Source organism: Chromohalobacter sp. 11-W (assembly GCF_029889905.1).
GTDB lineage: Bacteria > Pseudomonadota > Gammaproteobacteria > Pseudomonadales > Halomonadaceae > Chromohalobacter.
The window spans coordinates 38136-63910 of the sequence record NZ_JARANZ010000004.1; the positions used below are offsets into that span (position 1 = coordinate 38136).

Below are 25775 nucleotides of genomic sequence, written 5' to 3' on the forward strand. Positions count from 1 at the left end.
GTACGATGTAATTAGTACGATGTGATAAGTACGACGCGTGTTTCTCGCCCCCGCCGGTATGCCGGTGGGGGCGAATGTCGTTTACGGCTTCAATGCGGGGAGGAAAGCGCCTGTAGTTCCGCAGCAGGGACACGATTAGCTCCCCAGCTGCGATAGACATGGCCTATCACGCGATCGAGTTCGGCCTGAGGAATATGCGCCAGTTCGCCGTGTTCCAGCGGGTCGTAGTGGAAGATATAAAGCCGCGAGGCGAACTGCTCGAAGGGCAGCGACGCCTCGCCGAAGCGTTCGCCGCAACCGGCGGTGCTGACTTTGGTGTCGTCGCCCCAGTCCTGGCCGCTATCGTTGTTGGGGTTGAAGAAGTAGGCGCGCATCACGTCCTGGGGGTCCAGATTGACCCGCAGCAGGGTGATGGCGTGCCAGCCAATGAAACGTGCCGCACTGTCGGTCACCGCGATGCCGGCAGGCTGCGGGTGTATCAGCGGCTGATTGCCGTTGTAATACGGATGGTAGCTGGCATAGAAGTGACGTAGGAACGCGTCGAGATCCTGAAGCTGGCCGGTCTCGACGTCGACATTGATGCGAAAGCCGCGGCCGGCCCACCAACCATGGAATTCCGGGTTGACCCAGCGATGAGGGTCGCCCTCACGGCCTGCACAGCGCCGGCCCATTTCGGCGTAGATGCGGTCGAGATGCGGCACCACGATCAGCGATACCGGGTCGAGATCCAGCGGCAGGGCGGTGGCCACGCCGGATAGGCTGGCCATCGACGATAGCGGCATGCCCTCAAAATGCATGATGATCTCGTCGTCGCGGGCTGCCCAGGTAACCATCTGCAGCAGGTAGTCAGGGTCGTTATAGGCCCACATCGATAGCGCTCGGGCCGACTGGCAGGTCGGGTTGTTGCCCTGGCCGACGCCCAGCGGCAGACCGAGCATGCATAGCACGCCTTCAAGCAGTCGCGCGCGGGGCGCCACGGCGTCGCCATAGGCCATGCGGATGCGTTCCTGCGACCAGGCCGAGACCGGCAGGCCGATCTGGCGCCACAGCGCGGGAGCGACCGGCGGCTGGTAGAGGATGCCGCGCTCGAGCATCAGCGCCAGCCCATACACCGCCTGGGGCGTCTCGGGGAAGATGCTTTCCTCGATGAGCGCCTGAACCAACTGGCGGTAGCAGAGCAGGCAGTCGCGCCCGGTGGCTGAAAGGCCCAGCGCCTCGGCGAGAAGATGATCGCCCTGGTCGAGCAGGTGGCGCAGCAGTACCGCATGATAGGCCGAGACCAGCCCGGTATCGTGCATGGCGCGGGCGAAGCCGGTGGCCTCGTACTGCAGGGCACCGCTGTCCATTGCTTGCAGGCGCTCGAGGTAGACCTCGACACCGGGGTCCTCTCGGGACGCCTGGGTCGCCCCGAAGAGGCTGCTGACCAGGCGGTCGGCACCTTGGCCGCTGGCGCCCAGATCGATATCGGGGTTGGCCTGGCAGATGGCGATCTGGGTGATCATGCGCTTGATCGCCTCGACCTGGATGGGGCGCTGCTGAAGGATGCGCCAGATCTCGTCGATCAGCTGGTCGATGACATGTTCGTAGCCGATGGTCTCGGCCAAGTGCGCGAAAAGGCCACGCGTCAACTGCGCCAAGCGGCCCTGGGTTTCGCGCTCGGCTTCGCTGGGTGCGCTGAACAGCAGCTCGAGATTGAGCGCCAGGACCTGAGTGAGGTAGTGGTGCGCCTGCTCGTCGGAGATCAGCGCATGCTCGTAGCGGCCCTGAGCCACGGCAAGCAAGCGCAGCTCGCTGAGCGCCTCGAGCACCACGGTGTCGCTCTCGGGGCTCTTAAGCGAATGCACGGTTAGCGGCGGTATCAAAATCTGCGGCTGGGCCCAGTCGGAGCCGTCGAAGATGCCGGCGGCCTCGATCGTTTGGGCGCGCGCCTCAATAGCGGCGCAGCCACCCGGTTGCAGCATCACCTTGCGGGCGCCGTCGAAGACCCGGCGTAGCTTGCCGGGCTTGGCGAAATCGCGGGCGTTGGCGAGGATCTCGACCGCTTCGTCGAGCTTGGCCAGCGCGGCGTCCAGCATGGCGCTATCCGGCGCTTGTTCGTCGTAGCTCGTCACAAGGGCTCCTTTTGCCCAAGAGTACAGGCGTGATTATACATAGAAGTCGAGCTCTTCCTGATGCTTGAGCAAATCTCGCATGGTGTGCGGGTCATCGCCGAAGAAATACAAAAGCCCCCAGTGCGTGCCGAAAGCCGTCCGCTTGGTGACGGTTTCCTCGAGCGGCGCGGTCAATTCATGAGACTCGAAGTAGGGGTGGTCCTCGGTTTCCTCGGGCATCTGCAGGCGGCTGACCACACGGCGGCGCGGATAAACGCCGAAACAGCCAGCGACGCCCTTGGCATCGACCACCTCGCGAGGGAAGAAGTCGGTGATCTCTTGTTCGGTGGTCTTGGGATCGAAGGACAGGATCAGCCCCTGATAGGCGTTGAAGCCGTAGGCGCGTTCGAGCAGCTCGAAGACCTTGAAACCGGGCGGACGGTAGGCGACTTCGCCGAAGTACATTTCGCCATCGCTGGTGACGAAGTATTCCGGATGTACGAAGCCGAAATCGATGTCGAAGGTCTTGATCAGTTTCTCGATCTGGCGGGTGATCGACTCGCGGTACCTTTCGAGTTCCGGCGTTGCCGGGACGAACACCGAATATCCCAGGGTCACGTATTCGGAGATGTTGAGAAAGCGGATCTTGCCATTGTGGATCCACGCCTCGACGGCGAATTCCCAACCATCGAGGTGCGATTCCATGAGCACCGGGAATTCTTCCTCGGGAATGGTATCGACCTCGTCCGGGGTACGAATCACACGGTGTCCCAGACAGCCCGCCTTGTCGAAGGCCTTGAGGTGGATCGGATCGTTGGGATCGCCATCGAGTTTCAGGAGCGTCTGGTTGACCCGTTTGAGGAAGCGGATGACGTCTTCCTTGTCATGCGCTTCCTCAAAGATGCCCACGCGGATGCCGCCCAATTGCGCGCGGCGCTTCATCAGTGCCTTGTCGCGCAGCAGCAGGGCTTGGCCATAAAGGCGGGGATTGTCGAGCAGCACCGAATTGATCGCGCCGGCCCATTCGACGGTTTCCTCGTACAGCGGAATGGCGACGTCGACGCCCATCTCCTGGAGCGTCTCGGCGATTTCCATCGAGCGGTCGTTGAGGCGCTCGAAATTCCAGGGCACGTAGGGGATTGCGTGTTCTTTGCAGTATTCTTCGGCCCATTCGGGGGCTACGACGACATAGCGTCGGTCGAAGTTCTCGGCGGCCTCGATGGCATTCAGGCTCCAGCCCAGAAGCGCGATATGTCCCTTGTCGAGGGATTTTTCCATGATGATTCTCCTTTAACGCGGGGAAGGGCCGTGCCCTTCCAGCCTAGCCTATAATGCTGGGTGGGCGTTGGATTGTTTGATGCCTTGCCGAGCAGTGGTCTCGCTGTTATAGTGCAGCGGCGTTCGAGGCAAGTCATTGAAAGCGCATAGCGTTTTCTGATGTTCGAACGACTCGGTGGCGACAAGCAACACGACGCTCGCAACCGATTTTGCTGTGGTGGCCCTGTCGGTCCTCCCGCAACGCTAAACCGCGAACCCCGCCAGGCCCGGAAGGGAGCAACGGTAGTGGTGGCTGCGTGTGCCGGGATGTGGCTGATGGGGCCGCCTCCATTTCGTCCCCCCGTATTGCTGTTCGACCTCGATGTCGACTCGCCCCTCGTCGAAGTTCTCGCTACCCGCTAGAATGGACGCTTTAACGATCTTCCCCTCTGTGTCGAGTGCTTGGTGCTGCCAGGTGGGAATCGGCCCGATCTGCAAGGACATCCCGACGGTATGAGTTACCAGGTTCTGGCCCGCAAATGGCGCCCCCGAACGTTTCACGAACTGGTCGGCCAGGAGCATGTCTCGCGTGCGCTGGTCAATGCGCTCGATCAGGGGCGTCTGCATCATGCCTATCTGTTTACCGGCACGCGTGGGGTCGGCAAGACGACGCTGGCGCGGATTCTCGCCAAGTGCCTGAACTGCCGGCAGGGCGTGACCTCGGTGCCATGCGGTGAATGCGAGACTTGCCGCGAGATCGACGAGGGGCGTTTCGTCGACCTGATCGAAGTCGACGCCGCCTCGCGGACCAAGGTCGAGGATACCCGCGAGCTGCTCGACAACGTGCAATACGCACCGACCCAGGGGCGTTACAAGGTGTACCTCATCGACGAGGTGCACATGCTTTCCACGCACAGTTTCAATGCGCTGCTCAAGACGCTCGAGGAGCCGCCGCCCCACGTCAAGTTCTTGCTGGCGACGACCGATCCGCAGAAGCTCCCGGTGACGGTACTTTCGCGCTGCCTGCAGTTCACGCTCAAGAACATGCCGCCGGAGCGCGTGGTCGGGCATCTGACGCATATTCTCGAAGCCGAGTCGGTGGCCTTCGACGAGCAAGCGCTGTGGCTGCTGGGCAAGGCCGCCGAGGGCTCGATGCGCGACGCTTTGAGTCTGACCGACCAGGCCATTGCTTTCGGGCAGGGTGAGGTGCGCCATGCCGATGTCGCCGCGATGCTGGGCACGCTCGATCATCGTCACCTATTGGCATTGGCCGAGGCGCTGGCCGAGGTCGATGCCGCGCGGGTATTGCAGGAAGTCGCCAGCCTGGCCGAACAAGGGCCGGATTTCGGTGCCATCCTCGACGATCTGGCCGGCGTCTTCCACCGCCTGACCATCGCCCAGATGGTGCCGGATGCGCTGGATAACGGCCACGGCGACCGTGACACACTGCTGCCGTTGGCCGCTCGCTTCACCGCTGAGGATGTGCAGCTCTATTATCAGATTGCGCTGCAAGGCCGCGGTGACATGGAGAGCGCGCCGGACCCGCGTACCGCGCTGGAGATGACGCTGCTGCGCATGCTGGCGTTCCGGCCCCAGGGCGTACCCAAACCGCCGCAGACCCCGTTGCCGATTCGCGGCTCGGCCGAGAATGAGGCGCCAGCTGCAGCGCCGCCGAGCACTCCCGCTGCTGAGCCTGCGCCTAGCCAGCCGGCACCTAGCCAGCCGGCGCCGGCCGTCGCGCCTTCGTCTCGCGAGCCGTCGCCTCCCGAGACCCAGGCGCCCGGAGCGGGTGATAGCAATCCCGTGGCGGATGATAGCGGCGAAGAGGCACCGCGCGAGCTGCCTGAGACTGAGACATCTGAAGCCGAGGCGCCTCCGGTAGCGGAAGAGGCGCCGCCTCCCGTGGCCGATGCTCCCGATGATGCCGGCGATGCCGCGCTCGAAGACGAGGCGCAACGCCAGGCGGACGCCGCTGGCGTAGCCGCTGTGGACGATGCGCCGCCTTGGGCGCTCGATGACGCCCCGGCGCCTGTCGCCTCCGAGTCACCCGCCGCTGCGCCGGAGCCCCCGGCGATGGATGCCGCCGCAGAGGCGAGTGAGCCTGATCCCGAGCCCGCGACGCCGGCCCTCGTCGCTGTCACGCACGAGGCGGGTGCTTTCGACCACGCGCGTTGGCTGGCGGTTTTCGAATCGCTGGCGCTGGGTGGCCTGACGCGTAACCTGGCGGCGCACTGCATCGTCGAGCACGACGACGGCGAAACGCTGGCGCTACGGCTGGACCCTTCGCAGGGGGCGATGCTGGCCGATGTGCACATCGAGCGTCTCACCAAGGCCTTGGCCGATCAGGGCGTCGAGCGGCGCTTGAATGCCACGGTCGAGGCTCTGCCCGAGGACCTGGATACGCCACGTTCGCAAAGCGAGCGGCTGGCGCGCGAGCGTCATGCCCAAGCGGTTGAAGCGTTGCGCCGCGACCCGCATATTCAGATGCTAGAACACGATTTTGGCGCCCACTTGCTGGAACGCAGCGTGACGCCGACCGATGGCGCCGCTTCCGAGACGTAAGACGTCGGCGGCTCTGACTTTTTAGAACTCCTTGAGGATACGACCATGATGAAGGGCGGAATGGGCAACATGATGAAACAGGCCCAGGAAATGCAGGAAAAGATGCAGAAGGTCCAGGAGGAAATCGCCGAGACCGAAGTCACGGGCGAGGCCGGGGCCGGCATGATCAAGGTCACCATGAACGGTCGTCACGACGTGAGTGACGTGAATATCGATCCCTCGGTGATGGAAGAAGACAAGGAATTGCTCGAAGACTTGCTGGCCGCCACCGTCAACGACGCGGTGCGCAAGGTCGAGACGACATCCAAGGAGCGTATGGAAGAAGTCACCGCAGGGATGAACCTGCCGGCGGACTTCAAGATGCCGTTCTAAGCGATGGCGTTTTCTCCCCTCGTCGATCAACTGCTGGAGACGCTGCGTGTGTTGCCGGGCGTGGGCCCCAAGACCGCGCAGCGCATGGCCCTGCATCTGCTTGAGCGCGACCGCGATGGCGGCCGTCGGCTTGTCGCCTCATTGGGCGAAGCCTTGGAGCAGGTTGGCTATTGTCAGCGCTGCCGCACGCTAACAGAGACGCCGCTATGCACCATTTGCGAGGATGCACGGCGCGATGAAGGGCTGCTGTGCGTCGTCGAGTCGCCGGCCGATATGCTGGCGATCGAGCAGGCTGGCGGCTATCGCGGCCATTATTTCGTGCTCCACGGCCATTTGTCGCCGCTGGATGGCATCGGTCCCGAGGACATTGGGCTCGATCAGCTCGATGAGCGGCTCGCGAACGGTGCTATCGAGGAACTGATTCTGGCCACCAATCCCACCGTGGAAGGCGAGGCCACCGCGCACTACATTGCCGAACAACTGCGCGGCACTGGCGTGCGTCTATCGCGTCTGGCGTACGGTGTGCCCATGGGTGGCGAGCTGGAATACGTGGATGGCGGCACGCTGAGTCGTGCCTTCAATGGCCGTTTGCCGTTCGCGCAAGAGTCGAGCTGACCCTCATTATCGTCAACAAGGATACGGGATGCCCCCGAGTTTCGAGATTCGCTGGGTGGAAACGCCCACCGCGCTGGCTGAGGCGTGCGAGACGCTGGCCGACGCCGATTGGTTGGCGGTGGACACAGAATTTCACCGCGAGTCGACGTTCTTTCCCATCGCAGCGCTGGTGCAGCTCTACGCCGGCGGCGATGAGGCCTTCCTGATCGATCCGCAAGTCGTCGCGGCCGATAGTGCGCTGCAGGCGCTCTTGGGGGCCGACGGACCGCTCAAGTTGCTACATGCCAGCGGCGAAGACCTCGAAGTGCTGGAGAGCTGGGCCGATGTCGCCGTCGCGCCAATCGCCGATACGCAGGTGGCACAAAGCCTGCTGAGTACTCAGGCATCGCTGGGTTATCAACGCTTGGTCGAGCAGTGGACCGGCGACGTGTTGCCCAAGGAAGAAACGCGCTCGGATTGGCTACAGCGTCCGTTGTCCGACTCACAGCTACGCTATGCCGCGCTGGACGTGGTCTATCTGCCGCTTGTCTGGCAGGCGCAGCGCGACGCGCTGGTGCAACAGGGGCGCCTGACTTGGCTGGAAGAAGAATGCGCACGCCTGTGCGAGGCCAATCGTCGCAACCGCGATGCCGATGAACAGTGGTATCGTCGTCATCGCCAGTTATGGCGTCTTGAGCCGCGTCAGCTGGCGCTTTATCAGGCGCTCACGCGGTGGCGCGAAGGCGAGGTGCGCCGTCGCGATCTGCCACGAGGCTGGCTGGCGAGTGACAAGGTGCTGTTCGCGATCGCGGTGGAAATGCCGCACAACCGTTATCAGCTCTCGAACATCGAAGGCGTCAGGCCCAAGCTGATCAAACATGACGGCGATACGTTGCTGGCGATGGTACAAGCAGCCGTTCACCTCGATGACGAGGCATTGCCGGCACCGCTTCCACCCCCGCATTCAGCGGCGTTCAAGACGCGGCTCAAGGCGCTCAAGACTGTCGTCAACCGCGAGGCTGAACGCCTGGACATCGCCCCTGAGGTGCTGGCCAATCGTCGCGATCTCGAAGCCCTGGTGATGGCGGATCTGGACGGCGTGCCGTTGTCATTACCCCAGGGCTGGCGCGGCACCTTGCTGGCCGAGGCGTTCACCCAGGCACTGGCCGATCACTGAGAGGCGAAGACGATGTCCAAACGACTCTGTGAAATCTTCAAGAGCCCGCGTCGCGACGAGATGTATCTATACGTGGATCGCGCACGAGGGCTGACGGATGTGCCCGAAGCCCTGCTCGAGCGGTTCGGCAAACCGGTATCGGTGACCGTGATGATGCTCAGCGAAGACAAGACGCTGGCGCGGGCGAAGGCCGGGGACGTGTTGGCCGCCATCGAGACACAAGGCTTTTATCTGCAGATGCCGCCGGCGCGCGAGGCCTACATGCTGGATTCATACAAGGCACCCACCGAGGCGCGGTACTGACCCATGCGTGAACGTTTCTGGGAGCGCTTTTCCCTGCAAGAACTCGACGATGAAGAGTGGGAAGCGCTTTGTGATGGGTGCGGTCTGTGCTGCCTGCTCAAGCTCGAAGACGAAGAGAGTGGCGATGTTGCCACGCTCAACGTGGCCTGCCAGTTGCTGGATATCGATACTTGCCGTTGCAGCGATTACGAAAACCGCTTCGAGCACGTGCCGGGATGCACCAAGTTGACCCGCGACAACTTGGCGGCGTTTCACTGGCTGCCGGTATCATGTGCCTATCGTCGATTGGCCGAGGGGCGCAAGCTCGCGGCCTGGCATCCGCTGATCGCGGGCGATGCGCGGCGCATGCATCGCAAGCAGAAGAGCGTGCGCCACTTCGCGGTGAGTGAGTGTGAGGTGGCCGATGAGGCGCTCGAGGATCACATCATCGACATCATTCCATGCCAGTGACGTGTTCGGTGGCATGGCGTAGTGATTGATACGAAGAAGGCCCCAGCACGGGGCCTTCTTCGTTACGGGGCCTTCTTCGTTACGGGGCATCACTCGCTGGGTCAGCGCGCATTTCGTTGTCGGCGAGGCCCAGGGCCCAAAGCAGAAAGGCATCCTGGCGGGCGTTGTCGTGCCAGGCCTTGAAGCGCCCCGAGGCACCACCATGCCCGGCGGCCATGTCAGTGCGCAGGAGGATGGGGCGTTCACCCGCCGGGTGGCGCTGCTCGGCGGGCAGTTGTGAGACGATCTCGGTCAGGCGCGCGTAAAGCTTGGCCGGTTCCCAGTAAGGCACGCGCGAGTCATGCCAACTGCCTTGCAGGAACAGCGCGGGGTAGGGCTGCGAGACGAGGTTGTCGAGGGGCGAATAGTCGCGTATGCGGCGTTTCGCTTCGGGCTCATTGGGGTTGCCCCATTCGCTGTATTCCGCGGTCGTCAGCGGCAGGTCGGGATTTTCCATGGTGCGCAGCACATCGACGAATGGCACGTCGAGCACGGCGGCACAGAACGCGTCCGGTTCGAGATTGAGACTGGCACCCACCAGCAGCCCACCGGCACTGGCGCCATAGGCGGCGATGCGATGGGTATCTGCTACACCATTTGCCACCAGGGCATGACGCGCCGCGAGAAAGTCGCGGAAGCTGTTTTCCTTGTGCGCCAGCTTGCCGGCCAGGTACCAGGGTTCGCCCCGGTCGCCGCCACCGCGTACATGGGCGACGGCGAACGCCACACCCCGCGACAGCAGTTCGAGCCGCGCCACGGAAAACCACGGATCGAGCACTTCCCCGTAAGCGCCATAGCCATAGAGCAAGGTCGGCAGTGGCCCTTGCTCGATAAGATCGCCCCGCGCCACGACGGAGACCGGGATGCGTTCGCCGTCGTGGGCTTCGGCCCACAGGCGGCGGCATACCAGTTGCTCGGGGGCAAGATCGCCGTGCACGGGCTGGGCCTTGAGCAGGCGGCGCGCGTCGGTATCGAGATCGTGCTCGATCCAGCGCGGCGGCAGCGTGAACGATTCCTCGTGCAGACGCAGGCGGCGGGTGTCGAAGTCGGGTGTATCGCCCAGTATCAGGCTGCAGGGCGCTTCGGGCAGTGGCAGGCGACGCTTGATCGGCGTATCCGCGTCGAGCGTGACCACGCTGAGATGCACCTGGGCCTCGCGGTGGTCGCGTTCGGTGATGACGAGCCCCCAGGCAAAGGCATCGACGCCTTCCAGCGTCAGGTGCTCCTGGTGGTCGAGCAGCGGTGTCCAGTCACCCGGCGTGGACTCGGCCGCGATATCGAGCCGGAAGTGCGGTGCGTCCTGGTTATGCAGGATGTAAAAGTGACCGGGGCGATGTTCGAGGCCGTATTCGACGCCCTTGACGCGTTCGCGTACGCAGCGCGGCGGCGTATCGGGCGCTGTCGCGGGGATCAGGTGGCACTCCGAGGTGTCCTTGGAGGCGGTTTCCAGCACCAGCCAGGCGCGTGAGCGGGTCTTGCCGAGTCCCACCCAGAATTCGGCGTCCGTTTCACGGAACAGACACGCGCTTTCCCCGCTTTCGATATCCAGCCGCCAGATGCTGTCTGGGCGCTGCGTGTCGTCGTAACGCGTGAACAACAGGCTGCGGTTGTCCTCCGCGCAACATAGCTCGGGGCCGATGTCGGTCAGCAGACATCGGGGTTCGCCGCCGGGCAGAGCACGCAGGAAGAGGTCGAAATTCTCGTCGCCGCTGGTGTCCTCGGTCCACGCTAGCCAGCTTTCATCGGGGGCGATGGCCATGTCGGCGACTTCCATGAAGTCTTGATGCAGGGCGCGGGCCTGGACATCGAGCACGCATTCACGCCGTGACGCGTCGTGGTTGGGGTGGCGCCACCATACCGGATAGTCAGCGTCGTGGGCTGTCTCGCTCCAGTAGGTATGGTGATCGAGCGGCGTGCGCAGGCCATCGACGGCCAGTTCACGACGCGCCAGGTGGCCGGCGTAGAGCGACTCGACGAGCGGCTCGAGGGGCGCGAAGCAGGCAGTGGACTCTGCGTTGGCTTGCTCGAGAAAGCTCTCCACCTCGGGGTCGTCGCGATTCTCCAGCCAACGCCAGTGAGGATCGTCCTTGCGTTTGAAGCGTGCGACCGGCGAGAGTTGGGTCGCGTCGTGGAGCGCAAGGATGTGCGGCTGTGCTTTCATGTGCAGCGGTGTACCATGTCGAAGAAAGATCGAACGCGAGAGGACGCGATGCTGATTTCCGATTCCCTGCCACAGTTGTGGCTGAGTTACTTTGTATTATCGCTGCTGGTACTGGTCACCGGCTACCTCGGGGTGCGCTTTTTGCCCAAGTTACCGCGTTGGATCGTGACGGGGGCGGTCGCGGGGATGTTATGGGCGGTGGCGCCATTTACCTCGCCTTTGTTGGAGGACGGTGAGCATTATTCCGGTCTCGCGCCGGCCATCGTCGTCGCTGCGGTGGGCGTGTTGCAGGGCGATGGGGGCCAGCTTGCCGTGTCCACGCCGCTGTTGTTGGTCGGCATGGCGATAGGCGGCGTGCTAGGTGCGCTGCTGTATATATGGCGCCGGCGGCGCAATAGCGGTGGTGATCACGACGCACCACGCGGTGGTGGCAAGCAGCGTAAGTCGCCCTCCGGAAATGCGCAGGACGACGACGCTCGGCGTCGTGAGCCAGTGCTCAACTGACACTCTCTGATATCCGTATTACAAAAGAAGGAAGGGTCATGCGAGCGCTGTTCGCGTTGCTGTTGTTGTGCGTTGGTGGGGGGCTCTCGCCCCTCGGCTGGGCACAGGACTCCGCCGCATCCCAGACACCGGATGTCCGCATGATTTTCGATGTCTCGGGGAGCATGAAAGCCAACGATCCCGGCAACCTGAGGGCTTCGGCCCTGCAACTGGCGGCGACCTTGTTGCCCTCGCAGGCGCGTGGTTCGGTGTGGACGTTCGGCTCGCAGGTGCGCAACCCCTTGCCCGATGGCAAAGTCGACGCCCAATGGCGGCGACGTGCTCGGTCGCTGGCCCCGCAACTGGTCGATTATCAGCAGTTCACGGATATCGAAGGAGTGCTGCGTGACGCCACCGATGCGCCGGGCGGTAAACGCCATGTGGTGCTGTTGACCGACGGCATGGTCGATCTGCCGGGGAGTGGCGAGGAAAAACGCACCCGCGATACGGCGTCGCGCGAGACATTGCTGGCCTCGCTGGCGCCTGAGCTTGCCTCGCGCGATGTGGTGGTACATACCATTGCGCTATCGCATAACGTGGATCGCGAGTTGCTCGAGCGGATATCTCAGGTCACAGGTGGCTTGGCGGCGGTGGCCGAAACACCCGAAGCATTGCTGCGGGCGTTTCTCGATGTGCTCGAGCGCATCGTGCCCAGCGACCAGTTGCCGCTTGAAAAGGGAAGCTTCGATGTCGATGACGAGGTCGAGGGCTTCAATGCGTTGCTGTTTCACGACGAGGACGCGCCCGAGATCGCCCTGGTGGGCCCCGACGGTGAGCGTTACACGCGTGACGATCACCCCGACGACATGCTCTGGCAGAGCAACCCGCGTTATGACCTGATTCGCGTGCCCGAGCCACAGGTGGGCGAGTGGCATATCGAAGGGCCGGTGGGGCGCGATAGCCGCGTGAGCATCGAGTCGCCGCTGCAATTGCGCAGTGACACTCTGCCGCCAACCTTGTACTTGGGCTTCGATGTGCCGATCGATGCCTGGCTGGCCCGCGAGGGCAAGATTCTCAAAGGCGATACGTTGCCGGAAGACGTGCGCCTCCGGGGAGAGTTGCGCGGGCTCGATGACGAAACGCTGGCTTCCACGTCCTTGCAAGACAGAGGCGATGGGCACTTCACGGGTACGCTGGCGGCGCCCGAGGAGGCAGGCAATGCCCGCCTGGTGCTCAACGCCGATAGCGACTCATGGCAGCGCGAGCGCGTGCAGGGCGTCAATGTGGTCACTCCCGTAAGCGCGACGCTGAACGACGATGCCACGCAGGTCACGCTGGAAGCGCAGCATCCGCTCCTGAACGTCGACAACACGCAGATATCGGCGAGCCTGTTGGGCGAAACGCTCGACGTGGTGCCCGATGGCGAGCGGACATGGCAGGTCGCGCTGCCGGAGATCGATCCCGAGCAATCGGTGCCGCTGGATCTTGATGTGTCGGTGACACTCGATGATCGGACCTGGTCCATCGCCTTGCCCGCGCTACGCCTCAACCCCGAGGCGCGTATCGGCGTCTCCGGGGCCGATGTCGGTGGTGGGCCGCGTGCCGAAGCATTGTCGGACGGCGACACTACCGCCCCCCCAGAGGACGCAAGCGATGCGCGCGAAGAGGGCAATTTGACCGCCCTGGCCGGCGCGCTTTGGGACAAGGCCGGCGATGAGTGGCAGGCGCTGCGCCCCCATGTCGAACCCTATGCCAAGCGTCCCACGACCTGGGCTGTGTTAGCTGCGCTGTTACTAGCGTTGTTGCTCTTGTGGAGGCTGCGTCGTCGCTCCCAGCGGCGTCGTCATCGGCGGCGGCACGAACCGCAGGTATAACCCTCAGCAAGATCCAGAGCCTCGGCATGATTGCTGGGGCTCTTTGTCTTCCGTTCCTTGTGAACCGTTTTTTATGGATATTTGTCGGTGGTCGATATTGAACGTTAGTTTCAATCGACTGTTTTAATTCCTGCTGGCCTGTTATAACGGAAACGAAACCGTCAAGGATGTTGTCCGACAGATGTCGAACAACGTTTCATCACGCGCGCCGAACCGGCTGGTGTAGTGGCTGGTGTCGCGCTATCTTGCCGAAAGCCTGTGTTTTTTCAGCATGACCCAGGCGCGAGATTCAATAATAAATGTCGGCGCCCTGAGGGTGTTTACAAATGAGTATTTTGACCGGGCTCGCGTACGAGGCCGATTTTAACGCCGAATTGTCGAGTGCAGCCCTTTTGTAAGCACCCTCTGAAGTCGACCCGGTCAGCGGAGATATACGATGAGCCACGCCACCTCGCCGGTCGTTTCCGGTCCGCCTCTCGAAGGAATGGAGGAGTTCGCCTCGGTCAACGAGGTGTTCGTCCACACTTGCGGGCGCTTCGCCGACAAGCCGGCGTTTACCTGCATGGGACAAACGCTGAGCTATTCGGAACTCGAACGCCTCTCGCGGGATTTCGCCGCCTGGCTCAGCGAGGAAACCGACCTCGTGCCGGGGGACCGCATCGCCATCCAGTTGCCCAATGTGCTGCAATTTCCCGTGGCGATCTTCGGTGCCATGCGTGCCGGGCTGGTGGTGGTCAATACCAACCCGTTGTATACCGAGCGCGAGATGGCGCATCAATTTCAGGATGCCGACGTCAAGGCGATCCTGATTCTCGCCAACATGGCCGACAAGCTCGAGCGAATACTGCCGCGCACGGCGATTCGACACGTGCTAGTGACCGAACTCGGCGATATGCATGACTTTCCAAAGCGCACGCTGATCAATGCCGTGGTCAAGCACGTCAAGAAGATGGTGCCGCGCTACACATTGCCCGAGGCGACGCGTTTTCGCGATGCGCTGACACGCGGGCGAGGGCAGTCGAGTGAAGCCGCCATATGCCAGGCCGAGGATGTGGCCGTGCTGCAGTACACCGGCGGTACTACCGGCGTGGCCAAGGGCACCATGCTCACGCATCGCAACCTGATCGCCAACATGCTGCAAACGCGCCAGATGATCGCCGGACTGATCGAGGAAGGGCGCGAGACGATCATCGCGCCGCTGCCCGTCTATCATATCTACACCTTCACGGTGAATTGCCTGTTCACCATGGTCACCGGCAATCACACCGTGCTGATTCCCAATCCGCGCGATATCGACGGCTTCATCAAGACGTTGCGCAAGACCGATTACACCGGTTTCGTGGGGCTCAATACGTTATTCAATGCGCTCTGCCAGCGTGAAGACTTTCGCGCTCTGGATTTCTCGCGTCTCAAACTGACCATTTCCGGTGGCATGGCGCTGACCAAGGCCGCCGCGAAACGTTGGGAAGAGGTGACGGGCTGCGCGATCCTGGAAGGTTACGGGATGACCGAGACCTCGCCCATCGTATGCGTCAATCCGCCGGATGGTATTCAGTTGGGCACCATCGGCAAGCCGGTGCCCGGTACCTCGATCAAGGTGGTCGGGCCCGAAGGCGAAGAGGTCGCGCGGGGCGAGCCCGGTGAGCTGTGCGTCCAGGGCCCGCAGGTGATGAAGGGGTATTGGAACCGCCCCGAGGATACGGCCAAGACGCTGGACGCCGAGGGCTGGATCCGCACCGGCGATATCGCCGTGATTCAGGACGACGATTACGTGCGCATCGTCGACCGCAAGAAGGACATGATCATCGTCTCCGGCTTCAACGTCTATCCCAACGAGGTCGAGGACGTGGTAGCCACGCACGAGGACGTGATCGAGGTCGCCGCCATCGGAGTGTCCGACGATGCCTCCGGCGAGGCGATCAAGCTCTTCGTGGTGAGTCGCAACGAGGCGTTGGATGCCGAAACCTTGCGTGCCTGGTGCAAACAGGAACTCTCCGCCTACAAGGTGCCCAAGCTCATCGAGTTTCGCGATGAGTTGCCCAAGACCAACGTCGGCAAGGTGCTGCGCCGCGAACTTCGCGACAGCCAGGACGGCAAAGAATCGGCGCAGGATGACGGGGCAACATAGGCGCGAGGTCGGCCTTGGCGTTACAATTGACGGCTCGCCTTCCCGTGGAGGCGAGCCGTTTTGCTGATTTCATGAGGCGCCCTTGAGCACGACACCGACGAGCGATTCCCACGATCAATTGGCGCACCTGCGCGCGCAACTCGACGACTGCCTGCTGCGTGATGCCCACGATCAAGGGAGGCGTCTCGACAAGCTGGTAGGACGCGCGCGCGGCGGCAAACCCATCGACCGCTCGCTGCGTGAGATCGAGACGCGTCTGGCGCGCTCGCGCGAGGCCTTGGCGGCGCGGCGTGCCCAGCCGCTGACGCTGAATTATCCCGAGCATCTGCCCGTGGCCGAGCGGCGCGACGACCTGCTGGCGGCGCTCGACGAACACCAGATCGTCGTGGTGGCCGGTGAAACCGGCTCGGGGAAGACCACCCAACTGCCCAAATTGTGCCTCGAGTTGGGACTGGGACGGCGTGGCCTGATCGGTCACACGCAGCCTCGGCGCCTGGCGGCGCGTACCGTCGCCACGCGCCTCGCCGAAGAACTGGAAGTGCCGCTGGGGGCGCAAGTCGGTTACCAGGTACGTTTCACCGACCAGACCGATGAACGCACGCTGGTCAAGCTGATGACCGACGGCATTCTGCTCGCCGAGACGCAGAACGATCCGGATCTGATGCGCTATGACGCGATCATCATCGATGAAGCCCACGAGCGCAGTCTCAATATCGACTTTCTGCTCGGTTATCTCAAGCGCCTGACCGAACGGCGCCCGGACCTCAAGATCATCATTACCTCGGCGACCATCGACGTCGAGCGTTTCAGCCAACACTTCGGACGTGAAGGCAAACCGGCACCGGTGGTCGAAGTCTCGGGGCGCACCTATCCGGTGGATGTGCTCTATCGGCCGCTGGTCCGCGATGCCGACGACGAGGAAGATCGCTCCCTGCAGGAAGGCATCCTGCATGCGGTGGAAGAGATCGAGACCATCGAGCGCGAGCGACGCTGGTTCAGCGGGCCGCGCGACGTATTGATCTTTCTGCCCGGTGAGCGGGAAATCCGCGAGACGGCGGATACCCTGCGGCGTGCCGATCTCCGGGGCACCGAGATCCTGCCGCTCTATGCGCGCCTTTCCAACGCCGAGCAGAATCGTGTGTTTCAGTCGCACACCGGGCGGCGCATCGTGCTGGCCACCAATGTCGCCGAAACCTCGTTGACCGTGCCGGGCATTCGTTATGTCATCGATCCCGGCCTGGTGCGCATGAGCCGCTATAGCTACCGCGCCAAGGTCCAGCGGCTGCCCATCGAGCCGGTCAGCCAGGCGAGTGCCGATCAGCGCAAGGGGCGCTGCGGGCGCATCAGCGAGGGCGTGTGTATTCGCCTCTACAGCGAGGACGATTTCCTGGCGCGGCCGACCTATACCGAACCCGAGATTCAGCGCACCAACCTGGCCTCGGTGATCTTGTCGATGCTGGCGCTCAAGCTCGGCGACATCGAGGCGTTTCCGTTCGTCGACGTGCCGGACTCGCGCTTCGTCAAGGACGGTTATCGCCTGCTCTATGAGCTGGGGGCCGTGGAGGCCGACAATCGCCTGAGCGAGCTGGGGCGGCGCCTGGCCCGTTTGCCCATCGACCCACGCCTGGCGCGCATGGTACTGGCCGGCGCCGAGCAGGGTAGCTTGCGCGAAACCTTGATCGTGGTCAGTGCGCTGGCCGCCCAGGATCCGCGTGACCGTCCGGCCGACAAGCGCCAGGCCGCCGATCAGCAACATCGCCAGTGGCAGGACCCCGAGTCCGACTTCATGGCCTGGCTGAATCTCTGGCATGGCGTCGAGCATGCGCGTGAGACGTTGTCCGGCAACCAGCTACGGCGCTGGTGCCGCGACAATTATCTGAGTTATCTGCGACTACGCGAGTGGCACGATACCTTCCGCCAGCTCAAGCAATTGACCCGCGACATGGGTCTTGAGTCCTCCAGTGCGGTGCTGCCGCCCAAGGAAGACGCCCCCGCGACGGCGCATCCGCGTGTCGACGGCGAACGCCTGCACAAGGCGCTGCTCTCGGGGCTGCTCTCGCACCTGGGGACGCTGCAGGAAAATCGCGAATATCTGGGCGCGCGCAATCGCAAGTTCATGATTCATCCCGGCTCAGGCCTGGCCAAGAAGACGCCCAAGTGGGTCATGGCCGGCGAGCTGGTGGAAACCTCGCGGCTCTATGCGCGTGACGTGGCGCGCATACAGCCGGCCTGGGTCGAGCCCATGGCCGAGCACCTGATCAAGCGCAGCCACAGCGAGCCGCATTGGGAAATGAAGCGCGGCCAGGTGGTGGCCTTCGAGCAGGTTACGTTGTTCGGCCTGCCCATCGTCACCGGGCGGCGCGTCGACTATGCCAAGGTGGCGCCGGCGGAGGCGCGCGAAATCTTCATCCGCCGCGCCCTGGTGGAAGGCGAGTACCGCAGCCAGGCCGATTTCTTCCAGCACAATCGCGCCTTGATCGACGACGTCGAGGAACTCGAAGACCGTGCCCGCAAGCGCGATATCCTGGTCGACGAGGAGACGCTTTTCGCCTTCTACGATGCGCGCTTGCCGGCGGACGTCGCCGGCGCGCGCAGCTTCGAGCGCTGGCGCAAGAAGGCCGAGCGCGAAGCCCCCGAGGTGCTCAAGCTCGACCGCGACACGCTGATGGCGCGCGACGCCGAGGAGATCACGCAGGAGGCCTACCCCGATGTGCTGGTACACAACGGCGTGCGCTACCCGCTCAGCTATCACTTCGCGCCCAGGCAGCCCGATGACGGTGTGACCTTGACGGTGCCGGCGGCGATGCTCTCGCAACTGCCCGAAGGGCGCCTCGAATGGCTGGTGCCGGGGCTCTTGCGCGAGAAGTGCATCGCGCTGCTCAAGACGCTGCCCAAGGCGATTCGCCGCCAGGTGGTGCCGATTCCCGATTGGGTGGATGCCGCTCTGGCGACGCTGGTGCCCGATGAGCGTCCGCTGACCGAGGCGCTGGGCGAATTTCTGCGCCGGCGTACCGGCGTGCGCCTGGGCCCCGATGACTGGCACTCCGAGGCCCTCGAGGCGCATCTGATCATGAATCTGCGTGTGGTCGATCACGATGGCAAGGTGCTCGGCGAAGGGCGTGACTTGAGCGCTCTCAAGCAGCGTTTCGACGAAGCGGCGAGCCAAGGCGCCAAGGCGCTGGCGGCAAGCGGGCCGACGGCCGAGGCGCTGGCCGAGTTGCCGGCGCAGGCGATTCCCGAGTCGCGCTCCACCCAGCAGGCGGGGATTCGCGTCGAGGCTTATCCTGCGCTGGTCGATCAGGGCGATAGCCTGGCCATCGAATCGTTCGATCATCCGGACAAGGCGCATGCGGCGCACCGCCATGGCGTCAAGCGCGCGGCGATGCTGCGTCTGCCTGAGCAGGTGCGCTACCTCGCTCGCGAGCTCAAGGGTGTGGACCGCTGCGCGTTGCTGTTCGCCAAGGTGGGCAGCAAGCAACAACTCGTCGATGACCTGATCGAGGCGGTTTTCCTGCAAGTCGTCGCCGTGGATCCGCTGCCGCGCGATCGCGACGCCCTCGAGGCGCGTATCGAGGGCACGCGAGGTGAGCTCGTCGCGCATGCCGAATCCCTGGTCGCGACTCTTCAGAAGGCCCTGGAAGGGCATCTGGAGGTAACCAAGGCACTCAAGGGCAACCTCAATTTGTCCCTGGCCTTGGTCTACAGTGATTTGAAAGCCCAGATGGGGCGTCTGGTATATCCCGGCTTCATCAGCGACGCCGAAGCTTGGCTAGAGCAGTATCTGCGCTATATGCAGGCGGCGCTGATCCGGCTCGAGAAGGCGCCGCGCGAACGCAACCGTGACCAGGCCGCGATGCAGCAGGTGCATGAATTCGAGGAGCGCCTGTACGCGCGCCTCGAGGCCGATCAGCGCGAGGGACGTCGCGATCCATGTTTCATCGAGTTCGGTTGGTGGCTTGAAGAATTGCGGGTGTCGTTGTTTGCCCAGCAGCTTGGCACCCTGGCGCCGGTCTCGGTCAAGCGCCTCGAACGTCGCTGGGCGGAGCTGACGGGACGTCAGCAGTGACAACGCGAACCCTAACGACGACACGCCAAGCACACCTGGGAGCACGCTCATGACGCATGCGGTCATCACCGGAACGGGGCTCTACACGCCCCCCAACGCCATCGACAACGCGACGTTGGTGGCCTCGTTCAACGCCTGGGTGGATCGTGAAAACGCACGCCATCACGAGGCAATTCGCGATGGCCATCGCGAGCCACTCGAGCATTCGAGCAGCGAGTTCATCGTCAAGGCCTCGGGGATTCATAGTCGTTACGTGGTCGAGGCGGCGGGGATTCTCGATCCCGACCGCATGCGCCCGCAATTGGCGCCACGCGCCAACGACGAGCTCTGCGTGCAGGCCGAGATGGGCCTGGAAGCAGCGCGCCAGGCGCTGTCCAATGCGGCAGTCACGCCCGACGCCCTGGATATGGTGATCGTGGCATGCTCCAACCTGCAGCGCGCGTATCCGGCCATTGCCGTGGAACTGCAGGCAGCATTGGGCGCTGGCGGGTATGCCTTCGACATGAACGTGGCGTGTTCCAGCGCGACTTTCGCCATCGATGTGGCCAATAATGCGATCCGTGCCGGCAGTGCCAGGCGCGTTTTGGTGGTCAGCCCGGAGATCTGCTCGGCGCATCTCAATTTCCGCGACCGCGATAGTCACTTCATCTTCGGTGATGCGTGCACGGCGGTGCTGCTGGAAGCCGATGACGTGGCGCAAGCAGAGGAGCGCTTCGAGGTCATGAGCACGCGCTTGGTGGCGCGCTTCTCGAATGCAATCCGTAACAATTTCGGTTTTCTCGACCGAGTGACGGAGCACGGAGTCGACGCCGAGCCGGCGTTCGTCGCTGACAAGTTATTCGTGCAGGACGGGCGTCGGGTCTTCAAGGAGGTGTGTCCGCTGGTGGCCGAGTTGATTGGCACACATCTCGAAGCGCAGAATGTGGCACCCCGCGATCTCAAGCGGTTGTGGCTGCATCAGGCCAATCGACATATGAATGATCTGATCGCCCGGCGCGTGCTGGGGCGTGTTCCTGAGGAAAGCGAGGCACCGGTGATTCTCGACCGCTATGCCAACACCAGTTCTGCCGGTTCGATCATCGCCTTTCATCTGAATCGCGACAATCTGGCCGTGGGCGATGTTGGGGTGGTCTGTTCGTTCGGAGCGGGCTACAGTGCGGGCAATATATTATTGCGGAAGGTAAAGGCTTGATGAAAACGACCAAGTGGCTGGCCGTGGCATGCATGGTGACGGCGGTAAGCGGCTGCGCGACGCAGGGCCAGACGGAGGCCAACCCCGACGATCCCTGGGAGGGGTATAACCGTAAGGTATTCGCTTTCAACGACACACTGGATCGCTATGCGTTGAAACCCATTGCTCAAGGATATGATTATGTAACCCCCGAGCCGGTTCAGTCGGGGGTCGGCAATTTTTTCAGCAACCTGGGTGAGATTGGCACCACGGTCAACAGCGTGTTGCAGTGGAAGTGGGGCAACGCTGGCGTGGCGTCCGGGCGTTTCGTGGTCAACTCCATCCTGGGGATCGGCGGCATTCTCGACCCAGCCTCACGCATGGGGCTCGTCGAGCGCGAAGAAGATTTCGGCCAGACGTTGGCCACCTGGGGCGTCGGCGAAGGGCCTTACGTGGTCTTGCCGGTGCTGGGCGGGCGCACGCTGCGTCATACCTCGGGATTACCCGTGGATTGGTATACCGATCCGGTGACCTATGTCGAAGAAGATTCGGTGCGCTATGGTTTGCGCTTCGTCGATCTCATCGATACCCGAGCGGGACTCCTCGACCGCGAGGAGTTGATTAGCGGCGATCGTTACAGCTTCATCCGTGATGCGTATCTCCAGAACCGGCGCTATGAGGTCAACGACGGTGAAACGGGCAAAGATCCCTTCGCCAACGGTGATTTCGGCGACGATTTCGAATACGACGAAGACGCCTTCGCCGATTGATCTCGAGGCCCTTGCATGGCCAACGCACGTACTCTGATCGGTCTGCTCGACACGCCCGGCGCATCGCGAGATGCGCTGGCGCGTCTCATTGGAAGCGGGCAGTTTGCCGTATTGGCGACGACATCCGTGGACGCGCTACCCGACGACGTGGCTTTGGTGGTGGCCCATGTGCGAGCGGTCGCGCGGGATGACTGGGCCATGTTGGCCGCGCGCTGGCCGACCATCGTCATCAGCGAGACTCGCCTCGATGGCGACCTGCTGCAGGCCGTGGACGCCGGGTTGGTCGATTATCTGGTCGAACCGGAATGCCACGGCGATATCTTGCGTCGCTTGATCGATCGCTCCATCGAACATCATCGGTTGACCCAGGAGCATGCCCGCGATCGGCAACGCCTGTCCGAGCTCAACGAAAGCCTGGAAACCCATTTGGCTATGTTGCGGCTCGATCAGCAAGCGGGTTGGCAGATCCAGCGCAAGCTTTTGCCCGCCAATCCGATGACGCTGCATGGCGTGAGGGCCGATTACTGGCTGGCGCCATCTCTTTATCTGTCGGGCGACTTTCTGGACTTTCAGCGCTGTGATGCGCGCTACAGTTTCTTTTATTTCGTCGATGTCTCGGGGCACGGAGCGTCGTCGGCCTTTGTGACGGTGCTGCTCAAGTATCTTAGCAACCGCTGGCTGACACAGTGGCGGTCGCAAGAGGCCGAAACCTTCCCCGCGCGCTGCCTGACGGAGCTCAACCGCGAACTATTGGAGACGGGCATCGGCAAACATGCCACGGTGTTTGCCGGGGTGCTTGACCACGAGCAACGCTATCTCCACTATTCGCTCGGCGCGCAGATGCCGATGCCCTTTCTGCAAGTGGATCGCGACGTCAGCGTGCTCGAGGGCGAGGGGCCGCCGGTGGGGTTGTTTCCCCATGTCGAGTTCCCCACCTATGGCTGTACATTGCCGCAACGATTCCGCCTTTGGCTCTGCTCCGATGGCATCTTGGAGTGCCTGGGCGGCGATACCCTCGATCAGCGTCTCGAAGCACTGAAACGCCGGATTGCCTCTTGTGCGTCGGTGAACGCGTTGAAAGACGGGCTCGTGCTAGGCGATGAATTGCCGGATGATCTCACCGTGATGACTTTGAGTGGATTCGACCATGCATGAAGGGCGTATTCAGGCGGCGTTCGACGCCGGTGTGTTCGTTCTCAAGCTCAGTGGTGACGTGCGTCTGACGTTATGCGCGACGCTCGATCAGCAGGCGCAGCGCGTGGCCGAGAGCCCGGGCCTCGTCGCGGTGATGATTGACCTGCGCGAGGCGACCAACGTCGACTCCACGGCGCTGGGTTTTCTGGCCAAGGTGGCGATGGCCGTCCAGGGGCGTCTCGAACAGCCGCCGACCATCGTCGCTGAGCATCCCGATGTGCGCCGCATGCTCGACGTCATGGGGTTTTCGCGTTACTTCACCTTGCTGGAAGCACCGTTGACCGAACCGGCGAGCCTCGATGAGTTGCCACAGGTGAATGCCGATGAGCATGACATGCAGCAACGCATCCTCGAAGCACATCGTATCCTCATGCGCATGAGCGACCATAACCGCGACGAGTTCCAGCCGTTGGTCGACCTGCTAGAAGAGCAGAAATCCGACGAGGATTGTTCCAAGGCGCGACACTGACGCGCGGCCTGGCGCGATCGTTTCATCATGCTATCGCCGTGATTCCCGCTACCGACTCCAGTTGCCGACGCTAATCTCGGTCCTCAGCGCGACCGTTATCGGCTATGATGAGCGCACTAGCTTTTAGCCTTCTTCATGATCGCGTGCCGAGCCTCCAGGGCGTCGGTGCGTCGACGTACGTTTTTTGGGAGATGTCGTGACTCAACTCAATGCGCGGCGATTGGCCTTGCTGGTGGCGGCCAACACCGCTTTGGCGCCTTTTGCTATCGATGCCTACTTGCCTGCCATGCCCACGCTCGCCGAGGCGGTGAATGCCAGCGTTCACCACACCGAGCTGTCGCTGAGCGTGTTCCTTTTCGGGTTTGCCATTGGGCAGCTGTTATGTGGGCCGCTATCGGATCGCTTGGGCCGGCGCCCGGTGCTGTTGACCGGTCTGGTCGTATTCTTGCTCGCCAGCCTGGGAATCATGCAGGTCTCGTCTCTGGAAACGCTGTGGGGGCTGAGATTCATCCAGGCATTGGGTGGCGGAGCCTGTGTGGTCAACTCGGCGGCCATCGTGCGTGACTGTTTCAGCGGGCGCGAGGCCGCCAAGGTAATGTCGACCATGGCGATGATCCTGATGCTGGCGCCGCTCGTGGCGCCCACGGTGGGGAGCGTGCTGCTGGGGATTTTCAACTGGCAGTCGATTTTCCTGTTCCTGGCCTTGTACGCGGCATTCCTGTTGTTCTTCCTCGGCACAAAGCTGCCCGAGACCCACGGACGCGATCCCGATGCGCCGTCGCCACGCCAAGTGCTGGGCAATTATGCCAGCGTGATTCGTCATCGCGAGGCGATGGGGTATATCTGTGCAGTGTCGATGTCATTCGCGGGCATGTTCGCGTTCATCACTGGCTCGCCTTATCTGTATATGGAGCATTACGGATTATCGGCGGCGGTCTATCCGTTCGTGTTCGGTGCCAACATTATCGTCATGGCCTCCTCGAACCGGCTCAATATTTATCTGTTGAAAACCCGCACGCCGCAGCAGAATCTCGTCGTCGGGCTGGGTATCCAGCTATGCGCTGGGGTGGCCCTGGTGGCATTGATCCTCTCGGGGCTGGATTCGATCTATAGCGTGGCGCCGTTGATGGTCATCTTCGTAGGGATGCAGGGGCTGATCGCGCCGAATGCCATGTCGTCGATGTTGGATCACTTTCCGAAGATGAGTGCCACGGCGACGGCCCTGCAGGGATGCCTGCAATTTTCCAGCGGTGCGTTCGCCGGCATGCTGGTAGGGGCCTTCGAAATCGCCAGTGCCTGGCCAACGGTGTTGACGATGCTCGGTGCCTCGTTGCTGGGCAATATTGGTGTGCGCTTGCTGGCCGGTCGAGCGCTACGCGGGAGCGAAAGCGAAGAAGCAGTCGCCAGTCGTTAGGGAAAAATGCGTTCGCTCCTGTCATGAAGCTGTCATCTTCATTGGGCATCTTAGGTGTCGCGAAGGTTGAACACTCTCATCGACAGGAGTTACCCGCATGAACCGTATTCTCAAGAGCCGTGTCTTGAAGAGCACTGCGTTGGCCGCCGCCGTGATGAGCGTCGCGGGCGTCGCCCAAGCGCAGGACGACACGCGCGAACAGCTACGCATCGTCGGTTCCAGCACCGTCTACCCATTCGCAAGCTACGTCGTCGAGGAGTTCGGCGCGACCACCGATTACCCGACGCCCGTCATCGAATCCACAGGCTCTGGTGGCGGCTTGCGCCTGTTCTGTAATGGGGTCGGCCTGGACACGCCGGACATTACCAACGCCTCGCGTCGCATGAAGCCCTCCGAGTTCGAGCGTTGCCAAGAAAACGGCGTGACCGTTATCACCGAGGCTAAAATCGGCTATGACGGCATTGCGTTCGCCGAGTCCAACGCCAATGAGCCGATCAATTTCACCCGCGAACAGCTCTTCCTGGCACTGGCCGCCAAGGTGCCTCAGGACGGAGAGCTGGTCGACAATCCCTACACCAAGTGGAGCGATATCGACGCCTCGCTGCCGGACCGCGAAATCATGGTATACGGTCCGCCGACCACCTCCGGTACCCGTGATGCCTTCGAAGAGCTGGTGATGGAAGCTGCATCCGAGGACATGGAGGCATACGGCGGTGAGGGCTATACCGATATCCGTCAGGACGGCCCCTATGTCGATGCCGGCGAGAACGACAACCTCATCGTTCAACGTCTCCAGGAGAATACGACCTCGTTCGGCATCTTCGGCTACTCCTTCCTTGAAGAGAACGCCGATGCTCTGACGGCCGCGAGCATCGATGGGGTGGCGCCTGAGCCCGAGGCGATCAGCTCTGGCGATTACCCGGTATCACGCTCACTGTTCTTCTATGTCAAGAATCAGCACGCCGACAGCGTGCCGGCCATGTATCCCTACGTCGACTTGTTCATGAGCGAGCAGATGATCAGCCCAATGGGCTACCTCAAGGGTCTGGGACTGATCCCGCTGCCGGAAGATATGCGTGAACAGCAGCGTAACGATGTCGAAAGCCGCGCCAGCCTTGAGCTGAGCGACCTACAATAAGGTCGCATGCGGACCGATGAAGTGGCCGGCAGCGCAGCTGCCGGCCCATTTGCATGACGTCCC

At 62.7% G+C, this 25775-nt stretch carries 19 protein-coding genes and 1 other RNA gene; 17 read left to right on the top strand and 3 right to left on the bottom strand.

Annotated features, from left to right (window positions below; genetic code table 11):
• Positions 1-89: 89 nt before the first annotated feature.
• Positions 90-2075, bottom strand: a complete 1986-nt coding sequence (locus OP494_RS06875; protein WP_280540244.1) for a hypothetical protein — start codon at positions 2073-2075, stop codon at positions 90-92.
• 69 nt (positions 2076-2144) lie between these two features.
• Complete coding sequence (locus tag OP494_RS06880; RefSeq protein ID WP_280540029.1) at positions 2145-3368, bottom strand: carboxylate--amine ligase; 1224 nt, start codon at positions 3366-3368, stop codon at positions 2145-2147.
• A 224-nt stretch (positions 3369-3592) separates the two neighbouring features.
• On the opposite strand from OP494_RS06880, the gene ffs reads away from it, so the two are divergent.
• From ffs to OP494_RS06915, 7 genes are all read left to right on the top strand, one after another.
• An RNA gene (gene ffs / locus OP494_RS06885) (signal recognition particle sRNA small type) lies at positions 3593-3689 on the top strand.
• 171 nt (positions 3690-3860) lie between these two features.
• The gene (dnaX, locus tag OP494_RS06890; protein WP_280540030.1) at positions 3861-5909 is read left to right on the top strand and encodes a DNA polymerase III subunit gamma/tau; all 2049 of its coding nucleotides are present in this window, start codon (positions 3861-3863) and stop codon (positions 5907-5909) included.
• A 45-nt stretch (positions 5910-5954) separates the two neighbouring features.
• Positions 5955-6281 carry a YbaB/EbfC family nucleoid-associated protein gene (locus OP494_RS06895; RefSeq protein ID WP_280540031.1) on the top strand — a complete coding sequence of 109 codons (327 nt, stop codon included), beginning with the start codon at positions 5955-5957 and terminating at the stop codon, positions 6279-6281.
• A gap of 3 nt (positions 6282-6284) precedes the next feature.
• Positions 6285-6896: a recombination mediator RecR gene (recR, locus tag OP494_RS06900; RefSeq protein WP_040243845.1), complete on the top strand. Its 612-nt coding sequence runs from the start codon at positions 6285-6287 to the stop codon at positions 6894-6896.
• A 28-nt stretch (positions 6897-6924) separates the two neighbouring features.
• Positions 6925-8052, top strand: a complete 1128-nt coding sequence (rnd, locus tag OP494_RS06905; RefSeq protein WP_280540033.1) for a ribonuclease D — start codon at positions 6925-6927, stop codon at positions 8050-8052.
• A gap of 12 nt (positions 8053-8064) precedes the next feature.
• Positions 8065-8355: a YcgL domain-containing protein gene (locus OP494_RS06910; RefSeq protein WP_280540035.1), complete on the top strand. Its 291-nt coding sequence runs from the start codon at positions 8065-8067 to the stop codon at positions 8353-8355.
• 3 nt (positions 8356-8358) lie between these two features.
• A complete protein-coding gene (locus OP494_RS06915; protein WP_280540036.1) occupies positions 8359-8805 on the top strand; it encodes a YcgN family cysteine cluster protein in 447 nt (148 codons plus the stop codon).
• 79 nt (positions 8806-8884) lie between these two features.
• Here OP494_RS06915 and OP494_RS06920 read toward each other — a convergent pair whose 3' ends face one another.
• Positions 8885-11005, bottom strand: a complete 2121-nt coding sequence (locus OP494_RS06920; RefSeq protein WP_280540037.1) for a prolyl oligopeptidase family serine peptidase — start codon at positions 11003-11005, stop codon at positions 8885-8887.
• Between the two features lie 48 nt (positions 11006-11053).
• On the opposite strand from OP494_RS06920, the gene OP494_RS06925 reads away from it, so the two are divergent.
• The 10 genes from OP494_RS06925 (at position 11054) to OP494_RS06970 (ending at position 25712) form a co-directional block, all read left to right on the top strand.
• Positions 11054-11509, top strand: coding sequence for a hypothetical protein (locus OP494_RS06925; RefSeq protein WP_280540039.1), 456 nt, complete (start codon positions 11054-11056; stop codon positions 11507-11509).
• Positions 11510-11547: 38 nt separating this feature from the next.
• On the top strand, positions 11548-13362 hold the full coding sequence (locus OP494_RS06930) for a vWA domain-containing protein (RefSeq protein ID WP_280540041.1): 1815 nt from the start codon (positions 11548-11550) through the stop codon (positions 13360-13362).
• A 436-nt stretch (positions 13363-13798) separates the two neighbouring features.
• Positions 13799-15490 (top strand): AMP-binding protein, encoded by a 1692-nt coding sequence (locus tag OP494_RS06935; RefSeq protein WP_280540043.1) that lies wholly within the window; start codon positions 13799-13801, stop codon positions 15488-15490.
• An 82-nt stretch (positions 15491-15572) separates the two neighbouring features.
• Positions 15573-19556, top strand: a complete 3984-nt coding sequence (gene hrpA, locus OP494_RS06940) for an ATP-dependent RNA helicase HrpA (protein ID WP_280540045.1) — start codon at positions 15573-15575, stop codon at positions 19554-19556.
• Positions 19557-19605: 49 nt separating this feature from the next.
• Positions 19606-20748 carry a beta-ketoacyl-ACP synthase III gene (locus tag OP494_RS06945; protein WP_280540047.1) on the top strand — a complete coding sequence of 381 codons (1143 nt, stop codon included), beginning with the start codon at positions 19606-19608 and terminating at the stop codon, positions 20746-20748.
• On the top strand, positions 20748-21497 hold the full coding sequence (locus OP494_RS06950) for a VacJ family lipoprotein (protein WP_280540049.1): 750 nt from the start codon (positions 20748-20750) through the stop codon (positions 21495-21497). The genes OP494_RS06945 and OP494_RS06950 overlap by 1 nt, the downstream gene beginning before the upstream one ends.
• A gap of 15 nt (positions 21498-21512) precedes the next feature.
• Positions 21513-22652, top strand: coding sequence for a PP2C family protein-serine/threonine phosphatase (locus OP494_RS06955; RefSeq protein WP_280540050.1), 1140 nt, complete (start codon positions 21513-21515; stop codon positions 22650-22652).
• Entirely contained in the window at positions 22645-23160 is a 516-nt protein-coding gene (locus OP494_RS06960) for an STAS domain-containing protein (protein WP_280540052.1), read from the top strand. The genes OP494_RS06955 and OP494_RS06960 overlap by 8 nt, the downstream gene beginning before the upstream one ends.
• A gap of 196 nt (positions 23161-23356) precedes the next feature.
• Positions 23357-24574: a Bcr/CflA family multidrug efflux MFS transporter gene (locus OP494_RS06965; protein ID WP_280540053.1), complete on the top strand. Its 1218-nt coding sequence runs from the start codon at positions 23357-23359 to the stop codon at positions 24572-24574.
• A 97-nt stretch (positions 24575-24671) separates the two neighbouring features.
• On the top strand, positions 24672-25712 hold the full coding sequence (locus OP494_RS06970; RefSeq protein ID WP_280540054.1) for a PstS family phosphate ABC transporter substrate-binding protein: 1041 nt from the start codon (positions 24672-24674) through the stop codon (positions 25710-25712).
• Positions 25713-25775 lie beyond the last annotated feature (63 nt).

Bases quoted from the DNA above. Each gene is read 5' to 3' on its own strand.
- OP494_RS06875 (WP_280540244.1), bottom strand. From the start codon at position 2,075: ATGCTGGACGCCGCGCTGGCCAAGCTCGACGAAGCGGTCGAGATCCTC.
- OP494_RS06880 (WP_280540029.1), bottom strand. From the start codon at position 3,368: ATGGAAAAATCCCTCGACAAGGGACATATCGCGCTTCTGGGCTGGAGC.
- dnaX (WP_280540030.1), top strand. From the start codon at position 3,861: ATGAGTTACCAGGTTCTGGCCCGCAAATGGCGCCCCCGAACGTTTCAC.
- OP494_RS06895 (WP_280540031.1), top strand. From the start codon at position 5,955: ATGATGAAGGGCGGAATGGGCAACATGATGAAACAGGCCCAGGAAATG.
- recR (WP_040243845.1), top strand. From the start codon at position 6,285: ATGGCGTTTTCTCCCCTCGTCGATCAACTGCTGGAGACGCTGCGTGTG.
- rnd (WP_280540033.1), top strand. From the start codon at position 6,925: ATGCCCCCGAGTTTCGAGATTCGCTGGGTGGAAACGCCCACCGCGCTG.
- OP494_RS06910 (WP_280540035.1), top strand. From the start codon at position 8,065: ATGTCCAAACGACTCTGTGAAATCTTCAAGAGCCCGCGTCGCGACGAG.
- OP494_RS06915 (WP_280540036.1), top strand. From the start codon at position 8,359: ATGCGTGAACGTTTCTGGGAGCGCTTTTCCCTGCAAGAACTCGACGAT.
- OP494_RS06920 (WP_280540037.1), bottom strand. From the start codon at position 11,005: ATGAAAGCACAGCCGCACATCCTTGCGCTCCACGACGCGACCCAACTC.
- OP494_RS06925 (WP_280540039.1), top strand. From the start codon at position 11,054: ATGCTGATTTCCGATTCCCTGCCACAGTTGTGGCTGAGTTACTTTGTA.
- OP494_RS06930 (WP_280540041.1), top strand. From the start codon at position 11,548: ATGCGAGCGCTGTTCGCGTTGCTGTTGTTGTGCGTTGGTGGGGGGCTC.
- OP494_RS06935 (WP_280540043.1), top strand. From the start codon at position 13,799: ATGAGCCACGCCACCTCGCCGGTCGTTTCCGGTCCGCCTCTCGAAGGA.
- OP494_RS06945 (WP_280540047.1), top strand. From the start codon at position 19,606: ATGACGCATGCGGTCATCACCGGAACGGGGCTCTACACGCCCCCCAAC.
- OP494_RS06950 (WP_280540049.1), top strand. From the start codon at position 20,748: ATGAAAACGACCAAGTGGCTGGCCGTGGCATGCATGGTGACGGCGGTA.
- OP494_RS06955 (WP_280540050.1), top strand. From the start codon at position 21,513: ATGGCCAACGCACGTACTCTGATCGGTCTGCTCGACACGCCCGGCGCA.
- OP494_RS06960 (WP_280540052.1), top strand. From the start codon at position 22,645: ATGCATGAAGGGCGTATTCAGGCGGCGTTCGACGCCGGTGTGTTCGTT.
- OP494_RS06970 (WP_280540054.1), top strand. From the start codon at position 24,672: ATGAACCGTATTCTCAAGAGCCGTGTCTTGAAGAGCACTGCGTTGGCC.